This window comes from Pseudoalteromonas sp. KAN5, from assembly GCF_022846535.1.
GTDB classification, from domain to species: domain Bacteria; phylum Pseudomonadota; class Gammaproteobacteria; order Enterobacterales; family Alteromonadaceae; genus Pseudoalteromonas; species Pseudoalteromonas haloplanktis.
Genome location: NZ_AP025589.1, coordinates 1,261,880 through 1,283,036 on the forward strand (window position 1 = coordinate 1,261,880; position 21,157 = coordinate 1,283,036).

At 41.1% G+C, this 21,157-nt stretch carries 20 protein-coding genes; 9 read left to right on the forward strand and 11 right to left on the reverse strand.

Annotation, left to right across the window (positions count from 1 at the left end):
* The first annotated feature begins 11 nt into the window (after positions 1 to 11).
* On the forward strand, positions 12 to 716 hold the full coding sequence (pyrF, locus tag KAN5_RS05465) for an orotidine-5'-phosphate decarboxylase (RefSeq protein ID WP_244390665.1): 705 nt from the start codon (positions 12 to 14) through the stop codon (positions 714 to 716).
* A 395-nt stretch (positions 717 to 1,111) separates the two neighbouring features.
* Here the strand turns inward: pyrF and KAN5_RS05470 are convergent, their stop codons facing one another.
* From KAN5_RS05470 to KAN5_RS05485, 4 genes are all read right to left on the reverse strand, one after another.
* Positions 1,112 to 1,774, reverse strand: coding sequence for a hypothetical protein (locus KAN5_RS05470; RefSeq protein WP_244390666.1), 663 nt, complete (start codon positions 1,772 to 1,774; stop codon positions 1,112 to 1,114).
* A 130-nt stretch (positions 1,775 to 1,904) separates the two neighbouring features.
* Positions 1,905 to 2,315 carry a hypothetical protein gene (locus KAN5_RS05475; RefSeq protein ID WP_244390667.1) on the reverse strand — a complete coding sequence of 137 codons (411 nt, stop codon included), beginning with the start codon at positions 2,313 to 2,315 and terminating at the stop codon, positions 1,905 to 1,907.
* Positions 2,316 to 2,672: 357 nt separating this feature from the next.
* Positions 2,673 to 3,503 carry a S1-like domain-containing RNA-binding protein gene (locus tag KAN5_RS05480; RefSeq protein WP_138554308.1) on the reverse strand — a complete coding sequence of 277 codons (831 nt, stop codon included), beginning with the start codon at positions 3,501 to 3,503 and terminating at the stop codon, positions 2,673 to 2,675.
* Between the two features lie 2 nt (positions 3,504 to 3,505).
* Complete coding sequence (locus KAN5_RS05485) at positions 3,506 to 4,831, reverse strand: DEAD/DEAH box helicase (protein ID WP_244390668.1); 1,326 nt, start codon at positions 4,829 to 4,831, stop codon at positions 3,506 to 3,508.
* Positions 4,832 to 5,031: 200 nt separating this feature from the next.
* Between KAN5_RS05485 and KAN5_RS05490 the strand changes: the two genes are divergently transcribed.
* Positions 5,032 to 6,039 (forward strand): rhodanese-related sulfurtransferase, encoded by a 1,008-nt coding sequence (locus tag KAN5_RS05490; protein ID WP_016707209.1) that lies wholly within the window; start codon positions 5,032 to 5,034, stop codon positions 6,037 to 6,039.
* Positions 6,040 to 6,372: 333 nt separating this feature from the next.
* Here the strand turns inward: KAN5_RS05490 and KAN5_RS05495 are convergent, their stop codons facing one another.
* On the reverse strand, positions 6,373 to 7,212 hold the full coding sequence (locus tag KAN5_RS05495) for a UDP-2,3-diacylglucosamine diphosphatase (RefSeq protein ID WP_138555274.1): 840 nt from the start codon (positions 7,210 to 7,212) through the stop codon (positions 6,373 to 6,375).
* Between the two features lie 104 nt (positions 7,213 to 7,316).
* On the opposite strand from KAN5_RS05495, the gene KAN5_RS05500 reads away from it, so the two are divergent.
* On the forward strand, positions 7,317 to 7,715 hold the full coding sequence (locus KAN5_RS05500) for a DUF3304 domain-containing protein (protein ID WP_244390669.1): 399 nt from the start codon (positions 7,317 to 7,319) through the stop codon (positions 7,713 to 7,715).
* A 125-nt stretch (positions 7,716 to 7,840) separates the two neighbouring features.
* Complete coding sequence (locus KAN5_RS05505; RefSeq protein WP_244389844.1) at positions 7,841 to 9,187, forward strand: IS1182 family transposase; 1,347 nt, start codon at positions 7,841 to 7,843, stop codon at positions 9,185 to 9,187.
* A gap of 233 nt (positions 9,188 to 9,420) precedes the next feature.
* Here the strand turns inward: KAN5_RS05505 and KAN5_RS05510 are convergent, their stop codons facing one another.
* The 5 genes from KAN5_RS05510 to KAN5_RS05530 form a co-directional block, all read right to left on the reverse strand.
* Complete coding sequence (locus KAN5_RS05510; protein WP_244390670.1) at positions 9,421 to 11,145, reverse strand: proline--tRNA ligase; 1,725 nt, start codon at positions 11,143 to 11,145, stop codon at positions 9,421 to 9,423.
* A gap of 90 nt (positions 11,146 to 11,235) precedes the next feature.
* Positions 11,236 to 11,940: a tRNA (N6-threonylcarbamoyladenosine(37)-N6)-methyltransferase TrmO gene (gene tsaA / locus KAN5_RS05515; RefSeq protein ID WP_016707205.1), complete on the reverse strand. Its 705-nt coding sequence runs from the start codon at positions 11,938 to 11,940 to the stop codon at positions 11,236 to 11,238.
* Between the two features lie 109 nt (positions 11,941 to 12,049).
* On the reverse strand, positions 12,050 to 12,622 hold the full coding sequence (locus KAN5_RS05520) for an outer membrane beta-barrel protein (protein WP_016707204.1): 573 nt from the start codon (positions 12,620 to 12,622) through the stop codon (positions 12,050 to 12,052).
* A gap of 234 nt (positions 12,623 to 12,856) precedes the next feature.
* The gene (locus tag KAN5_RS05525; protein ID WP_029216019.1) at positions 12,857 to 13,327 is read right to left on the reverse strand and encodes an acyl-CoA thioesterase; all 471 of its coding nucleotides are present in this window, start codon (positions 13,325 to 13,327) and stop codon (positions 12,857 to 12,859) included.
* Positions 13,328 to 13,425: 98 nt separating this feature from the next.
* The gene (locus tag KAN5_RS05530) at positions 13,426 to 15,072 is read right to left on the reverse strand and encodes an electron transfer flavoprotein-ubiquinone oxidoreductase (RefSeq protein WP_244390671.1); all 1,647 of its coding nucleotides are present in this window, start codon (positions 15,070 to 15,072) and stop codon (positions 13,426 to 13,428) included.
* 196 nt (positions 15,073 to 15,268) lie between these two features.
* Here KAN5_RS05530 and KAN5_RS05535 point away from each other — a divergent pair, with 196 nt between their 5' ends.
* The 5 genes from KAN5_RS05535 (at position 15,269) to KAN5_RS05555 (ending at position 19,983) form a co-directional block, all read left to right on the forward strand.
* Complete coding sequence (locus KAN5_RS05535; RefSeq protein WP_244390672.1) at positions 15,269 to 16,018, forward strand: electron transfer flavoprotein subunit beta/FixA family protein; 750 nt, start codon at positions 15,269 to 15,271, stop codon at positions 16,016 to 16,018.
* The gene (locus KAN5_RS05540; RefSeq protein WP_016707200.1) at positions 16,019 to 16,945 is read left to right on the forward strand and encodes an FAD-binding protein; all 927 of its coding nucleotides are present in this window, start codon (positions 16,019 to 16,021) and stop codon (positions 16,943 to 16,945) included.
* 205 nt (positions 16,946 to 17,150) lie between these two features.
* On the forward strand, positions 17,151 to 18,974 hold the full coding sequence (locus KAN5_RS05545) for a serine/threonine protein kinase (protein WP_244390673.1): 1,824 nt from the start codon (positions 17,151 to 17,153) through the stop codon (positions 18,972 to 18,974).
* A 30-nt stretch (positions 18,975 to 19,004) separates the two neighbouring features.
* On the forward strand, positions 19,005 to 19,436 hold the full coding sequence (locus tag KAN5_RS05550) for a DUF3859 domain-containing protein (protein ID WP_016707198.1): 432 nt from the start codon (positions 19,005 to 19,007) through the stop codon (positions 19,434 to 19,436).
* 127 nt (positions 19,437 to 19,563) lie between these two features.
* Complete coding sequence (locus KAN5_RS05555) at positions 19,564 to 19,983, forward strand: hypothetical protein (protein WP_244390674.1); 420 nt, start codon at positions 19,564 to 19,566, stop codon at positions 19,981 to 19,983.
* Positions 19,984 to 20,059: 76 nt separating this feature from the next.
* Here KAN5_RS05555 and KAN5_RS05560 read toward each other — a convergent pair whose 3' ends face one another.
* Complete coding sequence (locus KAN5_RS05560) at positions 20,060 to 21,106, reverse strand: methionine synthase (RefSeq protein ID WP_138555267.1); 1,047 nt, start codon at positions 21,104 to 21,106, stop codon at positions 20,060 to 20,062.
* Positions 21,107 to 21,157 lie beyond the last annotated feature (51 nt).

A 21,157-nucleotide genomic window follows, 5' to 3' on the forward strand; every position in this document is an offset into this window, starting at 1 on the left:
TTAGGAAAGTTATGTCTCTCGAACAATCTAAAAAAGTTCTTATCGCCCTTGATTATGATGATCAGCAAACAGCATTAAATTTTGTTAAACAACTTTCCCCTGACACTTGCCGATTAAAAGTCGGAAAAGAAATGTTCACTTATTTTGGACCTACGTTTGTCAAACAGCTGATTGATTTAGGCTTTGACGTATTCTTAGATCTTAAATTTCATGACATTCCAAACACAGTAGCAAAAGCGGTTACTGCAGCGGCCAAAATGGGTGTTTGGATGGTTAATGTTCACGCCAGTGGCGGTGTCGAAATGATGACTAAAGCCAAACAAGCGCTTGAGCAATTTGGTGATAAAGCGCCACTGTTAATTGCGGTTACTGTTTTAACCAGCATGGATGCTGCAGAGCTTACTCGTTTAGGGGTTGATAAAACCCCAGAAGAGCAGGTTATTTATTTAGCAAAACTTGCAAAAGAATCAGGCCTTGACGGGGTAGTGTGCTCAGCGCAAGAAGCGAAAAAATTAAAAGCAGAACTTGGCGCAGAGTTTAAACTAGTGACCCCAGGTATTCGCCCAGCAGGCAGCGACGCGGGTGACCAAAAACGTATTATGACACCAAAGCAAGCCATTGATGATGGCAGCGATTATTTAGTTATTGGGCGACCAATTACACAAGCGATTGATCCTGTTGCAACACTTAAAGAAATTAATGACTCGATAAAATAAACAAGCGTTATTTTAACTAATACTAATACTAAGAACAAAGAGCGAAGTATTTACTTTGCTCTTTTTGTTTCTGGGTATACAAACTTAATTTATTGGTTGTTTAACTATGCCGATACTAAGCGCTAAGTTTCCTCATTTACTTCTCATTCCCTTCTCTTTTAGTAAATTATTCACAAAGAGGTTAAGAGGCGCTGCGCTTAAGAGTAATACAGGTACTATAAACATAGCGCTAGGCAATGACTATTTAGCGTCAAAAGGTTTAGTGTCACTGAGAGATATTTGGATCAATATTCATTACGGGAGGTGAACCGCCCATTGCACTACCTGCTAATAAAAAGCGCATGATGGGTGGTGTGGGGGCTGGAGGTTAGAGACCTCCGGCTACCCGATTATACCTAAATTGCTTTCAGATCACACCGCATTTGTTCTCTTAACTTTAAAGATTTATCTTTTGTTATTTCACTTAGCTCATTTAACCTGTTTTGATTTTCTATAGCTAAGGCTTGATCGCCTTCAATTGTAACTTTAATTAAATCAGAAACCATTTTTGAAGATGTCTGAAATAGTTGGTCGTATAACTCTTGTAGCTCATCAAGGTATTGCGCAACTTCATCACTTGCAGTCAAACGGAGGGTGTTGGTTTGTGAACGAATAACTTGAACTTCTTCGAAACCATCGTAAGTTAGTTTTCCAATTTTTTCTTGAAAAATAATAGTTGCTTCAGTGGCAGCTTGTGAATCGTTTTTATCACAAGCTCTTTGATAAGCAGCGTTAAATTCATTAATTATGGGAAGAACTATTTCTTGATAATCGTTTTGGTGGCGGTTATGCATTGCGTCCATATTTTTAAAATAGTCTTCATACTGAGCTGTTTTCATTTCAAAAACTTTTTTACGGCGCTCTAAATCTAAATCAAGGGATTGTTTTAAATTAATAAGTTCACGTTGGTGTCGTTTTTTATTGAAGTATAGAAATACTCCCCACAAAACATTAATAACTCCAAAAGCCCAAAGGAAAAATTCAGGATCATTTGAGATTATTTTGAATATGACATCCATACTAGATAGTTTCCTTTAGGTATAACGCCCGCATAAAACGAGCCGAATACGGAAGTTGCTTTGTGTTATGTTGGAGCGAAGCGGAAACACAAAGCAACTGGAGTGTTTGGCGTCGTTTTTAATGCGTTTGTTAGGGCGCTGGTATTTTAAAGAACCCAGATAACTCATTTTCAATATACCCCGAAACCTCTTCATCTTCGAGAAGCGGTTTAAGAGCTTGTGCAATTTCCCATGGAGGATGAACAATTCCTAGATGATCTAATACCGCTTCTTTATCTACAACATTCAAATCCATTAGCGCAACGACAAACTCTTTTGGACAATTTATAAGGCTTTTCTCGTTTACTTCAGCTAGATATTGTTGCTGAGCAACTCCTGAATATTCTCTGGAGATAGATAACTCAAAAAGACCCTGAAACTTAGCAACATTGCTACAAGATGTTTCACTCACAATATAACTGAAAATCACCTCGTAGCCGTCATCTCCATGAGCCAAGCACGGCAAAAGTAAGACAATAACGTAGATTCCGAAATTTCTCATAGAGCCCTAACAATCTTATTGAACACCATTTTGGTGGTTTATAACACACCAAAGCGGCGTATATTACATACCCTGATAATTTCACCAAAAATTACCATTGTAAACAAATAATTAAAATAGCTAGGAATTGATCTTGTTATTTTTCACCAAAACGGCGGTTAATAATGTTATTGGACAAAATTAGGCTTCTACTACAAAGAAGTAGGAATAAATTTAACTTTTTAGTGTCTGCTTCGCGCTCATTGCTGTCATTGGTGCTTATAAAACAAAAAAGAGCAAAGCTTTCACTTTACTCTTTTCTATATCATTTTAAATTGACCGCTGACCGCTGACCGCTGACCGCTGACCGCTGACCGCTTACTTAAGCCTAATAGACTTAGCTTCAATATCAATTAACCCTTGCTTAAACAAACCGCCAATGGCTTTTTTGTAGTTTGCTTTGCTGGTAGAGAACACCTTTTTAATAAGCTCAGGATCGGATTTATCGCCAATGGCGAGCACGCCACCTTCTTGTTTTAACTTATCCATGATCTTTTCGCCAAGCTCGCTTACTTTAGCCATGCCTGGTTTTTCTAGGATAACGTCAATCTTACCGTCTTCACGTACTTTTTGAACATAACCTGTTAAACGTTGGCCTACAAACATGTTTTTAAATACCATGTTATAGAAGATCACCCCAAAGTGAGCTTCTTCAATAATAACCTTGTAACCAATGTCTGTTTTTCCTGCCACAATAAGTTGCACTTCTTGCAGTGGTGCATACTCAGGCTCTGTTTTATTCAGAAAACGATTAAAGTTATTAGATGCACAAATACGGCCGCTGGCATTATCTAAATATAAACGCACTAGGTAAGAATAACCTTCCTGCATTCTTGGTTTTTGTTCGTTGAATGGGGCAAGCACGTCTTTTTCAAGCCCCCAATCTAAGAAAGCACCAATGCTGTTTATTTCTTTAACACGTAGTAGGGCGTATTCACCCACTTGAGCTAACGGCTTTTTCGTTGTCGCAGTGGCGAGATTAGCGTTATCTAAAAAGATAAACACACTAACACTGTCGCCCGCTTCAAGTTCATGTTTAATTTCATGACTAGGTAGAAAAACTTCGCCTAGCTCATGGCCGTCGAGGTACGCGCCTTCGTTACTTACTTCGTTTACAAATAAGGTTTGGGTAGTTCCGAGGTAACTCATTTTTATTCCTGTTCTGGCTTTTTACGGCGGCGCATCGGCGCATCACCATCAATGTTTAACGGCGCTTTTATTGGTGCTTGAGGCTGCTTTGGTTTCACTTTACGTTTAGTAACTGATTTAGCTTTAGGTTTGGCTTTGTGCGCAGTTGCTTTTACTACGTCTGGTTTTGCTTCTCGCAACCCTTTAAATTTGCCTGTTAAACCTGCCACTGTATGAAATTCAAGCTCATCATTTAAAAAGGATTTAATCGCTTTATAGCTTGGCCAATCTTTAGGGCCTACTAAAGAAATAGCCGTTCCTTTAAAGCCTGCGCGACCGGTACGACCGATGCGGTGTACGTATTCCTCGGCATGCTTTGGTAAATCAAAATTAATTACATGGGTGACGCTTAATAAATCAAGGCCACGAGATGCAACATCAGTGGTGATTAAAATTTTAAAGTTTTCGCGGCTAAAGGCGTCCATGATATCAAGGCGTTTACTTTGCGTTAAATCACCTGCTAGCGCTTGAGCTTTTAAACCTTTACTGAGCAATAATTCACTTAAACGTGTGGTATCAGCGCGTGTGGCCGTAAAAATAATACATTGACCAACATTATCCTGTTTTACAAAGTGTTCAAGCAAGGCTTCTTTATGATCTAAGTGATCTGCTAAATATAAGCTTTGCTTGATATCTGAATGCTGCTCGTTCGCGGCGCTGAGCATAATTTGCTTAGGCTTTTTTAATAAATTGCGAGATAGCGCATCAACTTGTGCATGATCCAGCGTTGCTGAAAATAACAGAGTCTGGCGTAAGCGGTGATCGGCCAATTCGTTGATCATTTTCAGCTGTTCGGTAAAACCTAAATCTAAAATACGGTCAGCTTCATCAAAAATTAACAGCTCTAAGCCACTTAATTGCAACGAGCGCTGGGTTAAGTGATCGGCTAATCGCCCTGGTGTGGCAATAACAAAATGTGGGTCATTACGCAGTGCTTTAATTTGATCATTAAAGTTTTCACCGCCAAGAATTTTAACGGCTTTAATATTGGTACCGGCGATAAGCAACCTAAGTTGGGTAAAAACTTGGGTCGCGAGTTCTCGCGTTGGAGCAACAATTAATACACGTGGGTCACGTTTACTGAGGGCCTTTTGTTTCATCACTCGTTGAACAGCGGGTAATAAAAACGCTAACGTTTTACCTGAGCCCGTTTTAGACTGAGCGAAAATATCGTGGCCAGCAAGCGCTGTAGGCACAGCATGAGCTTGAATATCAGTGGGCTGAGTGATGCCTTGATGCGCAAGCTGTGTTTCAAGGCGAGTATCAATCCCAAGATCAGTAAAGTGCAAAGTGTGTTTCTCCAAATTGAGCAAGTCGTTGGCAATTTGCCAAAAATAATGCACCTATTATAGCGTAGTAGGGTGTTGCGCTAACAGTAAAAACCAATGAATCGCGGCTTTTTTTGCATTTAATTTGAAAAAGCGTAAAATACGCGCCCCAATGCGCCGGATTTACGATTCGGTTTTGAAAAAGCAAAATAGGAAAACCCATGACAGCCATTCATAAAGATAATGTCACCAGTGCACACTTTGTTGTGTGTGCTTTGTATAAATTTGTCGCTTTACCTGAGTTTGAAGCGCTGCGCCAACCACTGCTTGATGTAATGGAAGCCAATGAAGTACGTGGTACTTTGCTGATCGCCGCTGAAGGCATCAATGGCACTGTTGCAGCTAAACGTGAAGGCATTGACAACTTATTAGCGTGGCTTGATAAGCAACCAAACTTAGACAATATCGTCTCTAAAGAATCATACGATGATGAATGCCCGTTTTACCGCACTAAAGTAAAATTAAAAAAAGAAATCGTGACTATGGGTGTTGAAGGCGTTGACCCGTTAAAAGTGGTTGGCAGCTATGTAAAACCAAAAGATTGGAATGCGCTTATTTCTGATCCTGAGGTTATTTTAGTTGATACTCGTAACGATTATGAAATTGAAATCGGTACTTTTCAAAACGCGATAGATCCAAATACTAAAACGTTCCGCGAGTTTCCACAATGGGCGAAAGAAAACCTTGATCCAAGCAAGCATAAAAAAGTAGCCATGTTTTGTACTGGCGGGATCCGCTGTGAAAAATCAACAGCTTATATGAAAGAGCAAGGTTTTGAGGATGTATATCATCTTGAAGGCGGCATTTTAAAATACTTAGAAGAAGTGCCAAAAGAAGAAACCATGTGGGAAGGTGAGTGCTTTGTATTTGATAACCGCGTTGCGGTCGATCACGACTTACAAAAAGGCTCATATGATCAGTGCCATGCCTGTCGTATGCCAATCACTGAAGACGAAAAGTTAAAAGCTGAATACATGGAAGGCGTTTCGTGCCATCACTGTATTGATGATGTGACCGACGAGCAAAGAGCACGATTTGCTGAACGTCAAAAGCAAATTGAATTAGCGCAAGCTCGTGGTGAAGGCCATATTGGCAACGAAGCGCAAGCTGTTTTACAAAAACGTAAAGAAGCCAAAAAAGCACAAAAAGACGCACAGCGTAAAAAGTAATTTAGCGTTACCTGCATTAAATGTAAAAGCCTCAGCATTGTCTGGGGCTTTTTGTTTTTAGGCTCAGACGCCTTATACCAATCAACTTAAATAGTTAACCATTCTAGCGGGCTAAATAAAGCGCTAACTGCTTTATAAATTTTTCATGCAGAACAACTACATGTCAAAATTTCTGCCTTGTTATCACTGTATTTACCTGTCGCTATAAATGGTCAGTAACTTAACACGATTGGTATTAATATTTTTAAATTAAATACAAAATTAAGTATTTGAGCGCTATTGTAAATAACTAACACGGCTGGAGTTTTCTAGCCCACAGCCGTGAAGCTTATGTTAAGCTGCTGTTTTTGCTTTCGCCGTTGCGGCAGTTGTTAGCTTATCGATCGAGGCGATATCTGCGGAGTTAATTACTTTTTGAGTTTCTGACCAATGCAGTAACTCAATTCGGCCATTTTCTTGCTCAACTAACGCAGTGCAATTTTCTATCCAATCACCATCATTACAATAAACAATGCCATCAACAACTTTTAATTGTGGATGGTGGATATGGCCGCAGATTATCCCATCAACACCTTGTTTTTTGGCTTCATGGATTGCGGCATTTTCAAATGCTTCTATGGCTTCTCGGGCTTTGTGAACACGCGCTTTGATCCATGATGCTAGTGACCAATAGTTACCACCATATAAACGGCGTATGCGGTTAGTCCAACGATTTAAAAATAACAACAAGTCATAACCCGCATCACCTGCAATACTAATTAATTTGTTATACCGCGTGGCGGAATCAAAATCATCACCATGAACGAGTAGAAAGCGTTTATTGGCTTTGGTGGTGTGAATAAACTGCTGATGAACTTCAATACCAAATAAGCTGTTATTGACGTATTGCCTAAATGTTTCATCATGATTGCCGGGAATATAAATTACGCGCGTTCCTTGCTCGGCCATAGCTTGAATGCAGGCTAATACTTGATAGTGACTGGGGTGCCAAAAGAAGTTTCGCTTCATTGACCACAAATCAACAATATCGCCAACTAAATAGAGGGTTTCACATTCAATACTATTTAAAAAATCGAGCAGGTAATCAGCTCTACAATCTTTATAGCCTAAATGTACATCGGAGATCCAAACGGCGGGATAGTGCTTTTTATCGCTTTTTTCGGTATCGTTCATAGGTATTTACTCACGGTGTAATAACAACAAAGTTAAGCAACTTAAATGACGTTTATACGACTGTTTGACTAAACATCTATGACAATGAATAAATGGACTAGACAATGACCATGATAAAAAATATCGGCTTAACATTATTGGCAGCTACAACAGGACTTGGTTGTCAGCTTGTTACCCCCGTTAAATTACAAGTGAATGGTTTAGAGTTTGAAAATGTCGGCACATCAGCGATGACAAATGTGCAACTGAAAGTTGGCCCAACAGGTAATCAGGTTTCATGTAGCCTCATTGAGCCACAAAATAGTTGCGGTACTGGTTTTCCGTCAAAATGGTACAGTGGTGAGGATTTAACCGTTAATTGGCAGCAAGACGGGCGAAATTATACTCAGCAGCTAGTGCTAGAGTATGCGCAATTTGATGATAGTACCAAACACTATCGTGTGATTGTAAAACTTAGTAGCGCAGGAGAGATAAACGCTGTAATTTTACCGTTTACTCTATAAGGCTCTTGGTATTGAGTGTTATAAAATAAAAAACCGCATTTAAGCGGTCTCAGATTGTTGAAAAAGGGCTAGACACAGATCGAGCCCTTTGATCTAATAAGCAGAGTGAATTTGGAGAGTTCATTATGCTTAGAGATAAAACCCCGCAACAACATGAATTAGAAATGGTCGCAATTGACCAACTTGTTCCACAAGACCACTTAGTACGACTCGTAGACTTAGCTATCGACTTTGAATTCATACGTGATGAAGTCGCCCACTTATATTGCAAAAATAATGGCCGACCAGCCGTAGACCCTGTCCGCTTTTTTAAATACCTATTCTTAGGTTACTTGTTTGGTATTCAAAGTGAGCGCCGCCTTATTAAAGAAGTGCAAGTGAATGTTGCATACCGCTGGTTCTTAGGTTTAGGGCTCACCGATGACGTTATCCATCATTCGACACTGAGCCAAAACCGTGTAAAACGCTTTAAAGACAGCGGTATTTATCAATCGATTTTCGACAATATAGTTCGTCAAGCGATGAAGCAAGGGCTCATTGGTGGGCATAGTTTATTTGCAGACAGCACCCATTTAAAAGCCAATGCCAATAAACGCCGTTATGACATTGAAGACTTAAAAGTCAGCCCCTCAGTGTATGTTGAGCAGCTTAATGAAGCCGTGATAAAAGACAGGAAAGCCGAAGGAAAAAAGCGCCTGAAGTATGAGGAAAAGGAGCCTTGTACAAAACCAACCAAAGTAAGCCGAACTGACCCAGACAGTGGGTTTATGGTGCGTGATGAAAAGCCAAAAGGATTTTTCTATTTAGACCATAGGGTTGTGGATGGCAAACACGGAATTATCGTTGATACACATGCCACAGCAGGTAATGTGCATGACAGTCAACCCATCATACAACGCTTAGACCGCGTACTTGATACGTTTGAACTCAACCCCATCGCGGTTGGGTTAGATGCAGGGTACTTTACAGCCGCAGTGTGCCATAATTTAGAAGAACGACAACTCATTGGTGTCTTGGGTTATCGACGGCCAAACAAAAAGAAAGGCTATTTCGCAAAGCGAGAATACAGCTACGACGTAGACACCGATACATACACATGCCCACAAGGCGAAATACTGATTTATAACACCACAAACCGACTAGGATATCGGCAATACCACTCAACCCCGCAGACATGTAAAGACTGTCCAGTGCGGTCGCGATGCACAAACAGTAAAAACCATATCAAAGTAATTACACGGCATGTGTGGCAAGCAAGTGTAGAGGCAGCAAATGAAATACGGCTGAGCGAATGGGGTAAAAAACGATACAAACGACGAGGTGAAACAGTCGAAAGAAGTTTCGCGGATGCAAAACAACATCACGGGCACCGTTATTGTAGATACAGAGGAATAAAGAATGTCAGTGCGCAATGCTTATTGGCAGCAGCCTGTCAGAATATGAAGAAAATGGCGTTAATGAAGGCGGCCTAGCTCAATATGAGCGTAATAAATCTCAAAATCCCTCTAAGACCCCGTCATACGGCGGTAAATTCAAGAAAATTCACATCAGCACTAAAACGCAAAGAATAATAATAACAACAGAAAAATATCGCGATCGCAGCCTTCGGCTGCTCAAAAATAATAAACCCCGCAAAAAAAGCAGGGTTTATCGTCAATCTGAAACCGCATTTAAGCGGTCTTTTATTAAGCTATTGCTGTCATTATTAAGCGTTGATAGCCGCTTTTATAGCTGCAACTGCTGTATCGATATCAATCATTAGCTTTTCACCGGTACGACGGTTTTTAAGCTCAACTTTGTTTTCGTCAAGGTTGCGCTCGCCAATCACTAAGGTAAATGGCACACCAAGTAGTTCCATGTCGTTAAACATCACACCTGGGCGCTCTTTACGGTCGTCAAATAACACGTCTAAACCTGCCGCTTTCAAACCATCATAAAGGCTGTTTGCGATATCAGGAATACGATGCGATTTATGCATATTCATAGGCACAATGGCAATATCGAATGGTGCGATTGGTTGTGGCCAAATAATTCCGTATTGATCATTATTCTGCTCAATAGCAGCAGCGACAATGCGTGATACACCAATACCATAACAACCCATGGTCATAATTTGGTTTTTGCCTGATTCACTCAACACACCGGCTTTCATCGCTTCTGAGTACTTAGTACCGAGTTGGAATATATGGCCCACTTCAATACCACGTTTAATTTGTAAGTGACCTTGGCCACATGGGCTTGGATCACCTTCAACAATGTTACGTAAATCGGCAACTTCATAGTCTGTTACGTCACGATCCCAGTTAATACCACTGTAGTGTTCGTTATCTTTGTTTGCGCCTGCTACAAAGTCGGCCATCACGTTAGCCGTTCTATCAACAATAATTGGCATAGTTAAACCAACAGGACCTAATGAACCAGGTTTTGCACCAATAGCGGCAACGATGTCTGCTTCGCTGGCCATTTCAAGTGGTGAGTCAACTAATGGGTGTTTCTCAGCTTTTAACTCGTTCAGTTCGTGATCGCCGCGTATAATTAACGCAACTAGACCACGTTTGCCATTTTCGTCTGGCGTGCCGTAAACAATCAGGGTTTTTACGCCGCGATGAGGTTTTACACCATAATGCTTTTTAAGCTCTTCGATGGTTTTAGCGTCAGGCGTTGGGAATGCTTTTAATTCTTTTGTTGCAGCAGGGCGCTCTTCGCTAGGCGCTAATGCTTCAGCTTTTTCAATATTGGCTGCGTAATCGCTACCATCGCTAAAGGCAATGGCATCTTCACCTGATTCTGCTAGAACATGGAACTCATGCGATACGCTACCACCAATTGAACCTGTATCAGCTATAACTGGGCGGTAATCCAAGTTTAAACGCTCAAAAATATTGCAGTATGCTTTATGCATTGCTTGATAGGTAGCGTCTAAACATTCATCAGTCAGGTGGAATGAGTAGGCATCTTTCATGGTAAATTCGCGGGCACGCATTACACCAAAACGAGGGCGGCGTTCATCGCGTACTTTAGTTTGTACTTGGTATAATGTCAGTGGTAGCTGTTTATAAGAGCTGACCTCTTTACGCACAAAGTCGGTGATCACTTCTTCATGGGTTGGACCAAGTGCAAATTCGCGATTGTGACGATCGGTAAAGCGCATTAATTCAGGACCAAATTGCTCCCAACGACCTGATTCTTCCCATAAGTCAGCTGGTTGAATGACAGGCATCAGCATTTCAATTGCACCTGTTTTATCCATTTCTTCGCGAACGATGTTTTCTACTTTTCGTAACACGCGTAAACCAGAGGGCAACCAAGTATAAAGACCTGACGCTACACGACGGATCATACCCGCTCGTAGCATTAATTGATGTGAAACGATTTCAGCATCAGACGGTGTTTCTTTCAGTGTTGCGAGTATATATTGACTGGTACGCATGGTTATTTCCGATAGTTATAAAGTTATTATTTCAATAAGCGCTAAGTTTAGCAGCGGTTGCTTTTACACTAAAGCGCTAAGTGTATTTTTCTAGTTTTTTTCTATACTGCTGACGTAGTTATGGCTGTCATTTACCTGCCAACGAATATTAAAATCATACAATGTCATGCCATAACTTTGTTCGCCATCATACTGCTTTTTGTAAGCTGGGCGCGGATCTTGTTTTAATACATTACTGATAAAGTCTTGCAGCTCGGGATAGCTGTGCTGTTTTGCAATAAAATCCAAGCTTGCTTGGCTAAATTCAACGGTCATATCGGTTTCTGGGCGAGTATCGGCAAAACCTGCTGTAGCTTCAATCATCGCATCTGAATATGGCAAGTAAGGTTTAATGTCTAAAATTGGTGTGCCGTCGAGTAAATCTATGCCAGCCAATAATAAACTTAACTGACCATTTTTATATTCAATGCCCTCTAGTTTGACAGCACTCATACCGATTGCATTTGGTCTAAAAGTCGCGCGAGTAGCAAATACGCCTTTGCGCTCGTTACCACCAAGTCGTGGTGGCCTCACCATTGCTGAATAGCCTTTGTCTGCGGTTTCATGAAAACGAAAAAGTAGCCATATATGGCTGAATTCGTCTAACCCACGCACAAACTCTTCACGGTTAAAATCTGCTGTGAATACCAATTTAGCTTTGGCCTGTGGCACTAAGCGCGGTTGACGGGGGATGGCAAATTTTTGTTTATAAGGAGAGTGTATATGGCCGATGGCCGTCAGTTGATAATCGCTCATGGGACTCAATTACAGTGAAAGATATGTCATTCTAACCGCTAACAACAAAAAAGGCAGCTTGAAGCTGCCTTTACGGTCAAATAACTTGTGATATGAGTGTGAACAGTATCTAGAACATATACTGGAATGATACAGAGGCTACATCCATTTCTGGGTCAAAGTCATCTTCTAGTTCGTAGCGTTCATACTCTAAACGCACTTGCATATTTGTGGTAAATGCGTATTCGATACCGGCACCGTAGAAAACGTCGCCACCACTTTGATCAGCGGAGATCTCGCCAATAGCAGGAAGATCGCTGGTAACTTCAGCATCCCACTCTAGCCAACCACCTTTAGCATATACAGAAAAGCTTTCTGTAATAGGGGCAGCTAAACGAGCGGCTAATGATACGCCATCAACTTCGGCGTAACTGTCGATATCGCTTACTTCATCAAAGTTTTGATAGGCAAGCTCTAAGCTCAGGTACTTATTAAATTGCGTACCGACATAGCCTTTGAGCATTTGTGAATCATCGTCGAAATCGATGTCGTTTTCAGAGTCTTCAAACTGAAATGAATATTGGCCGTAACCAATACCTGTGTACACACGTGGGTAATCCATGTTCGTGGTGTCTGCTTGGGCTACATTGTTGAAACCAAGTAATGCCAGTGAAATTGCAGAAAGTGAAATTGCTTTAATCATTTAATAGCTCCTTTACAAAATAAAAATAACGCAATTTAGCGTTGGTTTAGTTCATTTCATTTTATATATAGCATTGTCCGTGCCAGCCGGTTTTTGTTGAAATAACACGCATAAAGTGCTGTTTTTAGGAGGAAATTCATACAAATGGGTGTTATCTAAGCACCCATTCAGTTTCGTCAGAGAAATGATTTCTCACTGCTATGTAGATTTTACGCAGCGAGCAAAGTTATGGGGTTATGGTTCTGATTTATGCAAGAGTGTTTCGGTTTCAATAGCAATTTCTTTCATTTTAATTGCATAGTTTTCGATTTTCTTATCTTCATCGCTGACGGCTGTGTATGCAGGCACGGCAACGGGGTAACCAGTTTCATCCATGGCAATAAAGCTTATTACGCAGTGATTGGTTTCAACGAGGTTACCGGTTTTTGGGTCGCCACAGCGTACTTGAATAAAAATTTGCATACTGGTTTTTCCGGTATGAGCAATTTTTGCTTCAACCTCAACAATTTGACCAACGAGAATAGGGCGCCTGAACTTAACACCCGCAACAGAGACGGTGACACAGTAACGACCACTCCAACCCGCTGCACAGGCATAACCTGCTTGGTCAATCCATTTCATGACCACGCCCCCATGGACTTTACCACCAAAGTTAACATCAGTGGGCTCAGCTAAAAAACGAAATATAACACTCGACGACGGCATAAACTTACTCATAGTTATGAAACAGTTATTATTGAGCATAGCGCAAAAAAGGGGCCGAAGCCCCCTGCAATTTAGGATTTGTTTAAAATTAAAAGTAATTACATATTCGGGTAATTAGGTCCACCAGCGCCTTCTGGTGTCAGCCAAGTAATATTTTGGCTTGGATCTTTAATATCGCAGGTTTTACAGTGCACACAGTTTTGCGAGTTGATCACAAACTCATCTTTGCCTGCAATTTGCTGAATTTCATACACGCCTGCGGGGCAGTAGCGCTGGGCTGGTTCATCAAACTTAACTAAATTGACGGCAATCGGGATAGCCGGATCCTTAAGTTTTAAATGACACGGTTGTGATTCTTCATGATTAGTATTAGATAAAAACACCGATGACAACTTATCAAAGCTTAATTGGCCATCAGCTTTAGGATAACTAAGTCGTGGTGCTTGGTTTTTATCCACTAAGGTTGCATAGTCAGGAGTGTTATCTTTAAAGGTAAACGGTAAAGCACCGGAGAATAAATTTTGATCTAGTGTATTGTAAGCGCCGCCCAAAAACTTACCGAGCTTATGCATCACGGGGCCAAAATTGCGCGATTGGTGTAGTTCTTTATACGCCCATGATTGTGCAAATGCATCACTGTACTCAACCAAGTCAGTGTGTTGTTGCTCGTTTGCAAGCGCAGTAAAAATAACCTCAGCAGCAACCATGCCTGATTTCATCGCTGTATGATTACCTTTTATTTTGGCAAAGTTTAGTGTGCCCGCATCACAACCTACCAGCAAACCACCCGGGAAGTGCATTTTTGGTAATGAATGTAAGCCACCTTTAGTGATTGCCCGAGCGCCATAAGCAATCCGTTCGCCACCTTCAAGTACGTCTTTAAAGATAGGGTGATGTTTCATTTGTTGAAACTCATCAAACGGGCTCAAATGTGGATTACTGTAATTAAGATCAACAATTAAGCCAACCACAACTTGATTATTCTCGCTGTGGTACATAAAGGAGCCACCGTTAGTATCGCCAGTTAATGGCCAACCCGTGCCATGCACTACGGTGCCTTGTTTGTGTTTTGCAGGATCAATTTGCCAAATTTCTTTAAAACCTAAACCATAGTGTTGAACTGATACATCTTTATCAAGGGCAAACTGGTTGATTAATTGCTTTCCTAAATGACCACGGCAACCTTCAGCAAAAACGGTGTATTTAGCTCGAAGCTCCATACCTGGCATAAAGCCGTCTTTTTCATTGCCGTCGGTATCAAGGCCCATGTCGCCGGTGACTATGCCTTTGACGGTGTCATCTTCAATAATGAGCGAGTGCGCGCTAAAGCCAGGAAAAATTTCAACCCCAAGGTTTTCAGCTTGCTCTGCCAGCCAACGGCACACGTTACCCATCGACACAATATAATTGCCGTCATTATGAAATGTTTTCGGGGTTGCAAAATGAGGGATTGCCGTCGCTTTATTTTTGTTATTAAACCAATAAATTTCATCATTAGTTACTTTAGTTGTAACGGGCGCCCCTAATTCTTGCCAATTAGGCAGTAACTCATCAAGTGCAGTGGTTTCAAATACTGCGCCAGATAAAATATGAGCGCCAACTTCAGAGCCTTTTTCAACCACGCAGATCATGCATTCTTGATCTTGTTGTTGAGCTTGCTGCGCTAATCGGATCGCAGTAGAGAGCCCTGCAGGGCCTGCACCTACGATGACGACATCAAATTCCATGGTTTCGCGTTCGACCATAATAACCTCTTGTGTGTGACGGAGCCGTACCTTTGACTAAGGCCATTTCATACTTGCAAATGAAACGTTACAGGCTGTGAATAGTTTAAGGTTATTTTAGGTTGACGTTTACGTCAACAGGAAGTAGTCTGAATTCATAAAATAAATAGGTTGACGTACACGTTAGCTTGTAGGTTTAAATAATTATGGAGTTCCTATGAAAGTTCTCGTTCCAATAAAAAGAGTCATCGACTACAACGTAAAAGCACGCGTTAAGGCAGATAACAGCGACGTTGATCTAACCAATGTAAAAATGGCACTCAACCCTTTTTGCGAAATAGCCATTGAAGAAGCTATTCGTCTAAAAGAAGCGGGCACTGCAACCGAAGTCGTTGCTGTATCCATTGGCACTAAAGCATCGCAAGAACAATTACGTACTGCGCTGGCACTCGGCGCAGATAAAGCTATTCATATTGAAACGGACGAAAAGCTAGAATCACTTCACGTTGCTAAACTGCTTGCAAAAATTGTTGAGCAAGAAAGTCCTGAGCTGGTGATTTTAGGTAAGCAGTCAATCGATTCTGACAACAACCAAACCGGGCAAATGCTGGCTGCATTGACAGGCCGTGGGCAAGGTACATTTGCTTCAAAAGTAGATGTTAGCAATGGTACTGTAAATGTGACGCGTGAAGTAGATGGCGGCTTACAAACGGTGGCGTTAAAACTGCCAGCCGTTGTGACAACTGATTTACGTTTGAATGAACCACGCTATGCGTCATTACCTAATATTATGAAAGCAAAGCGTAAACCGCTTGAGGTGATTGCAGCAGACAGTCTAGGTGTTGATTTAACACCACGCATCCAACTTGTTGCAGTGAATGAGCCTGCTAAACGCAGTGGCGGTATTATTGTTGACGACGTAGCGCAGTTAGTTGATTTGTTAAAAACTCAAGCGAAGGTGATTTAAATGAAAACATTAGTTATTGCTGATCATGATAATGGCGTTTTAAAGCCTGAAACATCAAAAACGATTAATGCGGCGCTAAAGCTTGGTTTTCCTGTGAATGTGCTCGTCGCTGGTGAAAGTGTTGCACCGATGAGTGAACAGATTGCCAGTATCGAAGGTGTGAATAGTGTACTTATCGCAGATAACAGTGAATATGCCCAGCAATTGGCTGAGAACATTGCAGATTTAGTGGTATCACTGGCTGCTGACTACTCTCATATTGTTGCCAGTGCGACCACAACCGGTAAAAACTTTATGCCGCGAGTGGCTGCTTTACTTGATGTTGCACAAATTTCAGAAATTATTGATGTGGTTGATGCCGATACCTTTAAACGACCTATTTATGCTGGTAATGCCATCGCAACTGTAAAATCACTTGATAGTAAAAAAGTCATCACTGTACGTGCAAGTAGCTTTGATCTGCAAGGTACGCAAGCACCGGCTGAATGTGTCACGATTGATGCGGTATTTAGCAGTGAATTAAGCAGTTTTGTTAGTGTTGAGCAAACTGAATCTGAGCGCCCAGAATTAACCGCTGCACAAGTGGTGATCTCAGGTGGCCGTGGTATGCAAAACGGTGAGAATTTCTCATTATTGCATGGCATTGCCGATAAACTTGGCGCTGCAATTGGTGCATCACGCGCCGCGGTGGATGCGGGCTTTGTACCAAACGATATGCAAGTAGGCCAAACAGGTAAAATTGTTGCCCCTAACTTATATATTGCCGTTGGTATTAGTGGTGCAATTCAGCATTTAGCGGGCATGAAAGATTCAAAAGTGATAGTTGCAATCAATAAAGACCCCGACGCGCCGATTTTCCAAGTAGCAGATTATGGCTTAGTCGCAGATTTATTTGACGTACTACCAGAGCTTGAACAAGCGCTCTAATCTACCTTATTCTGGTTGTTAAAAGCTGTTGTGATTGGTTCGCTGATCACGCAGCTTTTTTTCTTTTTATGGCTTTTTTGCACAAAATATCAGCTCACGCTAAGCTATTGCTGTTAATGACTAGAAATTTACAGCTAAAAAATGAATAATCAGCGGGTTACCTTATAAGCATCTTAAATTTATTCAAATACGTTGAGACCCAGCAGTGAAAAGCAAAGAGATCCGCAATTTTTATATAAATGAAGAGCAGTCGGTCTATTTGCTTTCTCACCACGATGCAAAGAAACATCGTCAATGGCTTAATATCTGTATTAAGCAGCTAACTAATTTAGGCTATCGAGAGGTCGAAATGATCGGCTCTGGTGCGTTTGGTTTTGTGTTTGCTGGGCTTGATCATCAAAAGCTACCTTGGGTGTTTAAGTTCTCTCGTATTACTCTTGCACAAAGTGTGCGTGATCGTCTTGAAGATGAAGCATTTATGCTCTCGCAAGTTGATAATCCATTAGTACCTAAGTTTTATGCTTTTGAGCGAATAAAAAAGCAGGGCATTTTAATGATGGCCCGTGCTATGGGTGAAGACTTAGAAAAAATATCGCTCAAGAAGGGCCGCTTTAGCGCAGCAGCGATCACCGATCTCGCTTTAAAGCTTCGCAATGTACTGATAGATTTACGTAGTCATAAAAATGGTTTAAATCCGCAGCCAATTGTTCACGGCGATATTAAACCTTCAAACTTAGTCTGGGATGAAACAAGCCGTGGATTATCGCTGGTGGATTGGGGCAGCTCTGTTTACGCACAACTAGATAGTGACGCAAATCCAATAGCCAGTAATATTATGGATTTAATGTCGGGAGATATTAGTATCACGAATGCCCGTATGGGCGATGTGTACTTTATTGGTGATGAACAAATGTCGGGCGCCAAATCCTCCCCCCGTTTTGATGAACAAGGCGTTGCATCGACTCTTTATGCACTTGCCTCAGCACAATCATGTCGTTTTGGTGCGCAAGTGATCCCCGCAAGTTCGCTGGGTTTACCTATGGAGCTGGCAAAAGTGATTGACGGCATGTTGTCAAAGGATAAAACTATCCGCGATGGCGCCGGCGATTACTTTATGCGCAATATGCCTAGTATGGCAAAAGCGTATTTACCAGAATTAAATTTAGCGGATGATATGAGGGCGCAGATCCCATTTTGGTTTGGCAACGCTGATGAACTTCCAGATACGGTGGTATATAGCTCGCGAAAACAGTTTTTACGCCAAGCCGATCATAAGCAGCAATTACTTGATGTAAATGATGCGCAACTTGACCGTTATTATAAAGAGTTTTTGTTTGATACCGGCGATACCGAAAAAGCCTTTTTAGCTTCAATTAGTCGTTTGGCAAAATACCCCGTAGTAGGGGGATTGAGTTTCCATTGGAAAGAAGATTCTTTATTTATTGAATCGTCACTGATAATGCATGACGAAAGTTTAGGGTCAGCTTTTACCCAAGCAATTAATAATACGGTAATGTTAGCTCAGGGTATTAGCCAAAAAGGCTTATTTAAATGCTGTTTATTTGATGCTCGAAAAACGATTCAATTAGAGCGCGATGGCACTGGCGCATTTAAATTTGAACAACTTCCAGAGCTTGATTACGAAGTGATGAACTTAGCAAGCTCAGATGTTACGCGTCCGCATTCATACTTTGAAGACGGTAAAGATCCCGATGAACAACTGCAGCTACCTAAAAAAGTCATAAAGTGTGTATTTGAACTAAATCAAATTCATCACACCGGCTGCATTATTTTTGAAGCTCTACCTGATAGAATGAAAATTCACCATTACTACCGCCTGCTTGATGCCAGTAAAGAAGTTGAATTTAAACGCTTGCTCAATAAGCTCATGCAATATGCGGTCAGTATTACCGATGTAGGGGTTGCTGGGTTTATGAAGTTACCTTACAAAAACACCCGTGAATTTGGTTTATGTGATAAACAACCCGAATTATTCTTTCCGAAAGATCCTAAGCGTTATGACGCTTAATAGTTAAAGTATTATTAAACGAGGACAGCGATGGCAAAAAATAAGCCTGAGATCACCTTACAAAGTTATGGTATTTATAGTCATTGGGACTCATCGTCAAAAGAGTTACCTCAAATTCAATCTTTTACTAATAAAGTACCCGCTAAACTCGATATTGAATTTGGTTTAATTGTTAATATAAAAAAAGCCAAAGGCGAAAAACTCCACTATTGCATTTACCACCCAGATATACCTGATACTGATGGGCAGGTGATGCCACCGTTTGATGGTTTTGAATATGTTAAAGATAACGACTGGCACTTTTACCTAGGCGACACCTTGTGGGAGCCAATAGCCAATAAAACTGGTGATTGGCGTATGACGATAGAGCTAAACGGTAAGTTAATAGCCGATAAGACATTTACAGTATTTGAGCAAGAGTCTATGTCTGAAATAGAATTCTGGCAAAAGCGCGGCTATTGATATTTTATAGTAAGCAAGCTTAGGATTTTAGATAATGCGTATTTATATGTGGTACGTTATTATTTTTCTCCTAAATTTAATTAAATGACACTATAAATCGCATTCGCTTACACGGAGGTTTATTTACATGAATATTTTTTTAATCGTTGCGGGCACATTGAGTGCTATTGCTGCAATCCTGCATTTAGGCTGTATTTATTTTGGCGCACCTTGGTATCGATTTTTTGGCGCAGGTGAGCAAATGGCTCAGCTGGCTGCGCAAGGTAATATTCAGCCAACGCTAATAACTTTGGCTATTTTTATTGTGCTTGCAACTTGGTCATTGTATGCCTTTTCTGCGGCAGGGCTTATTTTAAAACTGCCTTTAGTGCGCTTGGTGCTGATACTAATAACAACAATATATTTAGTTAGAGGGATTGCTGGCTTTGTTCTTATTAGCTCACCAATGGGGCGCTCTCCTGAGTTTTGGGGTTGGAGTTCTGTTATTTGTTTATCTTTAGGTGTTATACATTTGATAGGGCTAAAGCAGCAATGGCACAGCCTGTAACGGGTTAATAAAAGCTTCCTGCAAAAAAACGAGGCAGAAATCATGCCTCGTTTAACATACCTCGTCAGTAATCCCCTTAACCGGCTGCTAACTCTTTGCGGATGATCTCTGCGCCTGCTGTTAATGCATTGAGCTTGCCTCTAGCAACTGCGCGAGGAAGCGGTGCCATACCACAGTTAGTGCAAGGATAGAGTTTGTCTGCATCTACATATTGCAGGGCTTTACGGAGCGTGTTGGCGACTTCTTCTGGCGTTTCTATGCTGTTGGTTGCAACATCAATGGCGCCTACCATTACTTTTTTACCACGAATAAGCTCAAGTAATTCCATTGGCACATGCGAGTTATGGCACTCTAATGAAATTATATCGATATTAGATTGCTGCAACTTTGGAAACGCTTCTTCGTACTGGCGCCATTCTGAGCCTAAGGTTTTTTTCCAATCTGTATTGGCTTTGATACCGTAACCGTAACAAATATGCACGGCTGTTTCGCATTTGAGACCTTCAATGGCTCTTTCTAAACAGGCAATTCCCCAGTCATTTACTTCATCAAAAAACACATTAAACGCGGGCTCATCAAATTGGATTATATCAACACCGGCGGCTTCTAACTCTTTGGCTTCTTGATTCAGAATTTTGGCAAATTCCCAAGCAAGTTTTTCTCGGCTTTTATAATGGTCATCATAAAGTGTATCAATCATGGTCATAGGGCCTGGTAGTGCCCATTTTATTGGCTGTTTGGTTTGGCTGCGTAAAAACTTAGCATCATCGACAAAAACCGGTTTTATACGACTAACAGGACCAACTACTGTAGGCACACTAGCATCATAGCGGTTACGAATTCTCACTGTTTTACGGTTTTCAAAGTCTACGCCATTTAGGTGCTCAATAAAGGTGGTGACAAAGTGTTGGCGGGTTTGCTCACCATCACTAACAATATCAATACCTGCATGTTGTTGTTCGTGTAAAGAGATGCGTAGTGCATCGTTCTTACCGTCAGTTAATTCATCACCTTGAAGTTTCCAAGGTGACCAAAGCGTCTCTGGCTCTGCAAGCCATGTTGGTTTTGGCAAACTGCCTGCAGTGGATGTCGGTAATAGAATTTTGTTTGTACTGGTTTTCATAATTAGTCATGCCGTCTTTATAATTTAATTTTAATCGCGATCAAGCTTTAT

What these genes read in the sequence shown, in the direction of transcription:
- KAN5_RS05490 (WP_016707209.1), top strand. Translation starts at nt 5,032, where the DNA reads ATGACAGCCATTCATAAAGATAATGTCACCAGTGCACACTTTGTTGTG.
- KAN5_RS05470 (WP_244390666.1), bottom strand. Translation starts at nt 1,774, where the DNA reads ATGGATGTCATATTCAAAATAATCTCAAATGATCCTGAATTTTTCCTT.
- tsaA (WP_016707205.1), bottom strand. Translation starts at nt 11,940, where the DNA reads ATGAGCGATTATCAACTGACGGCCATCGGCCATATACACTCTCCTTAT.
- KAN5_RS05560 (WP_138555267.1), bottom strand. Translation starts at nt 21,106, where the DNA reads ATGAAAACCAGTACAAACAAAATTCTATTACCGACATCCACTGCAGGC.
- KAN5_RS05510 (WP_244390670.1), bottom strand. Translation starts at nt 11,145, where the DNA reads ATGCGTACCAGTCAATATATACTCGCAACACTGAAAGAAACACCGTCT.
- KAN5_RS05475 (WP_244390667.1), bottom strand. Translation starts at nt 2,315, where the DNA reads ATGAGAAATTTCGGAATCTACGTTATTGTCTTACTTTTGCCGTGCTTG.
- KAN5_RS05520 (WP_016707204.1), bottom strand. Translation starts at nt 12,622, where the DNA reads ATGATTAAAGCAATTTCACTTTCTGCAATTTCACTGGCATTACTTGGT.
- KAN5_RS05555 (WP_244390674.1), top strand. Translation starts at nt 19,564, where the DNA reads ATGAATATTTTTTTAATCGTTGCGGGCACATTGAGTGCTATTGCTGCA.
- KAN5_RS05535 (WP_244390672.1), top strand. Translation starts at nt 15,269, where the DNA reads ATGAAAGTTCTCGTTCCAATAAAAAGAGTCATCGACTACAACGTAAAA.
- KAN5_RS05500 (WP_244390669.1), top strand. Translation starts at nt 7,317, where the DNA reads ATGACCATGATAAAAAATATCGGCTTAACATTATTGGCAGCTACAACA.
- KAN5_RS05495 (WP_138555274.1), bottom strand. Translation starts at nt 7,212, where the DNA reads ATGAACGATACCGAAAAAAGCGATAAAAAGCACTATCCCGCCGTTTGG.
- KAN5_RS05550 (WP_016707198.1), top strand. Translation starts at nt 19,005, where the DNA reads ATGGCAAAAAATAAGCCTGAGATCACCTTACAAAGTTATGGTATTTAT.
- KAN5_RS05505 (WP_244389844.1), top strand. Translation starts at nt 7,841, where the DNA reads ATGCTTAGAGATAAAACCCCGCAACAACATGAATTAGAAATGGTCGCA.
- pyrF (WP_244390665.1), top strand. Translation starts at nt 12, where the DNA reads ATGTCTCTCGAACAATCTAAAAAAGTTCTTATCGCCCTTGATTATGAT.
- KAN5_RS05480 (WP_138554308.1), bottom strand. Translation starts at nt 3,503, where the DNA reads ATGAGTTACCTCGGAACTACCCAAACCTTATTTGTAAACGAAGTAAGT.
- KAN5_RS05525 (WP_029216019.1), bottom strand. Translation starts at nt 13,327, where the DNA reads ATGCCGTCGTCGAGTGTTATATTTCGTTTTTTAGCTGAGCCCACTGAT.
- KAN5_RS05530 (WP_244390671.1), bottom strand. Translation starts at nt 15,072, where the DNA reads ATGGTCGAACGCGAAACCATGGAATTTGATGTCGTCATCGTAGGTGCA.
- KAN5_RS05540 (WP_016707200.1), top strand. Translation starts at nt 16,019, where the DNA reads ATGAAAACATTAGTTATTGCTGATCATGATAATGGCGTTTTAAAGCCT.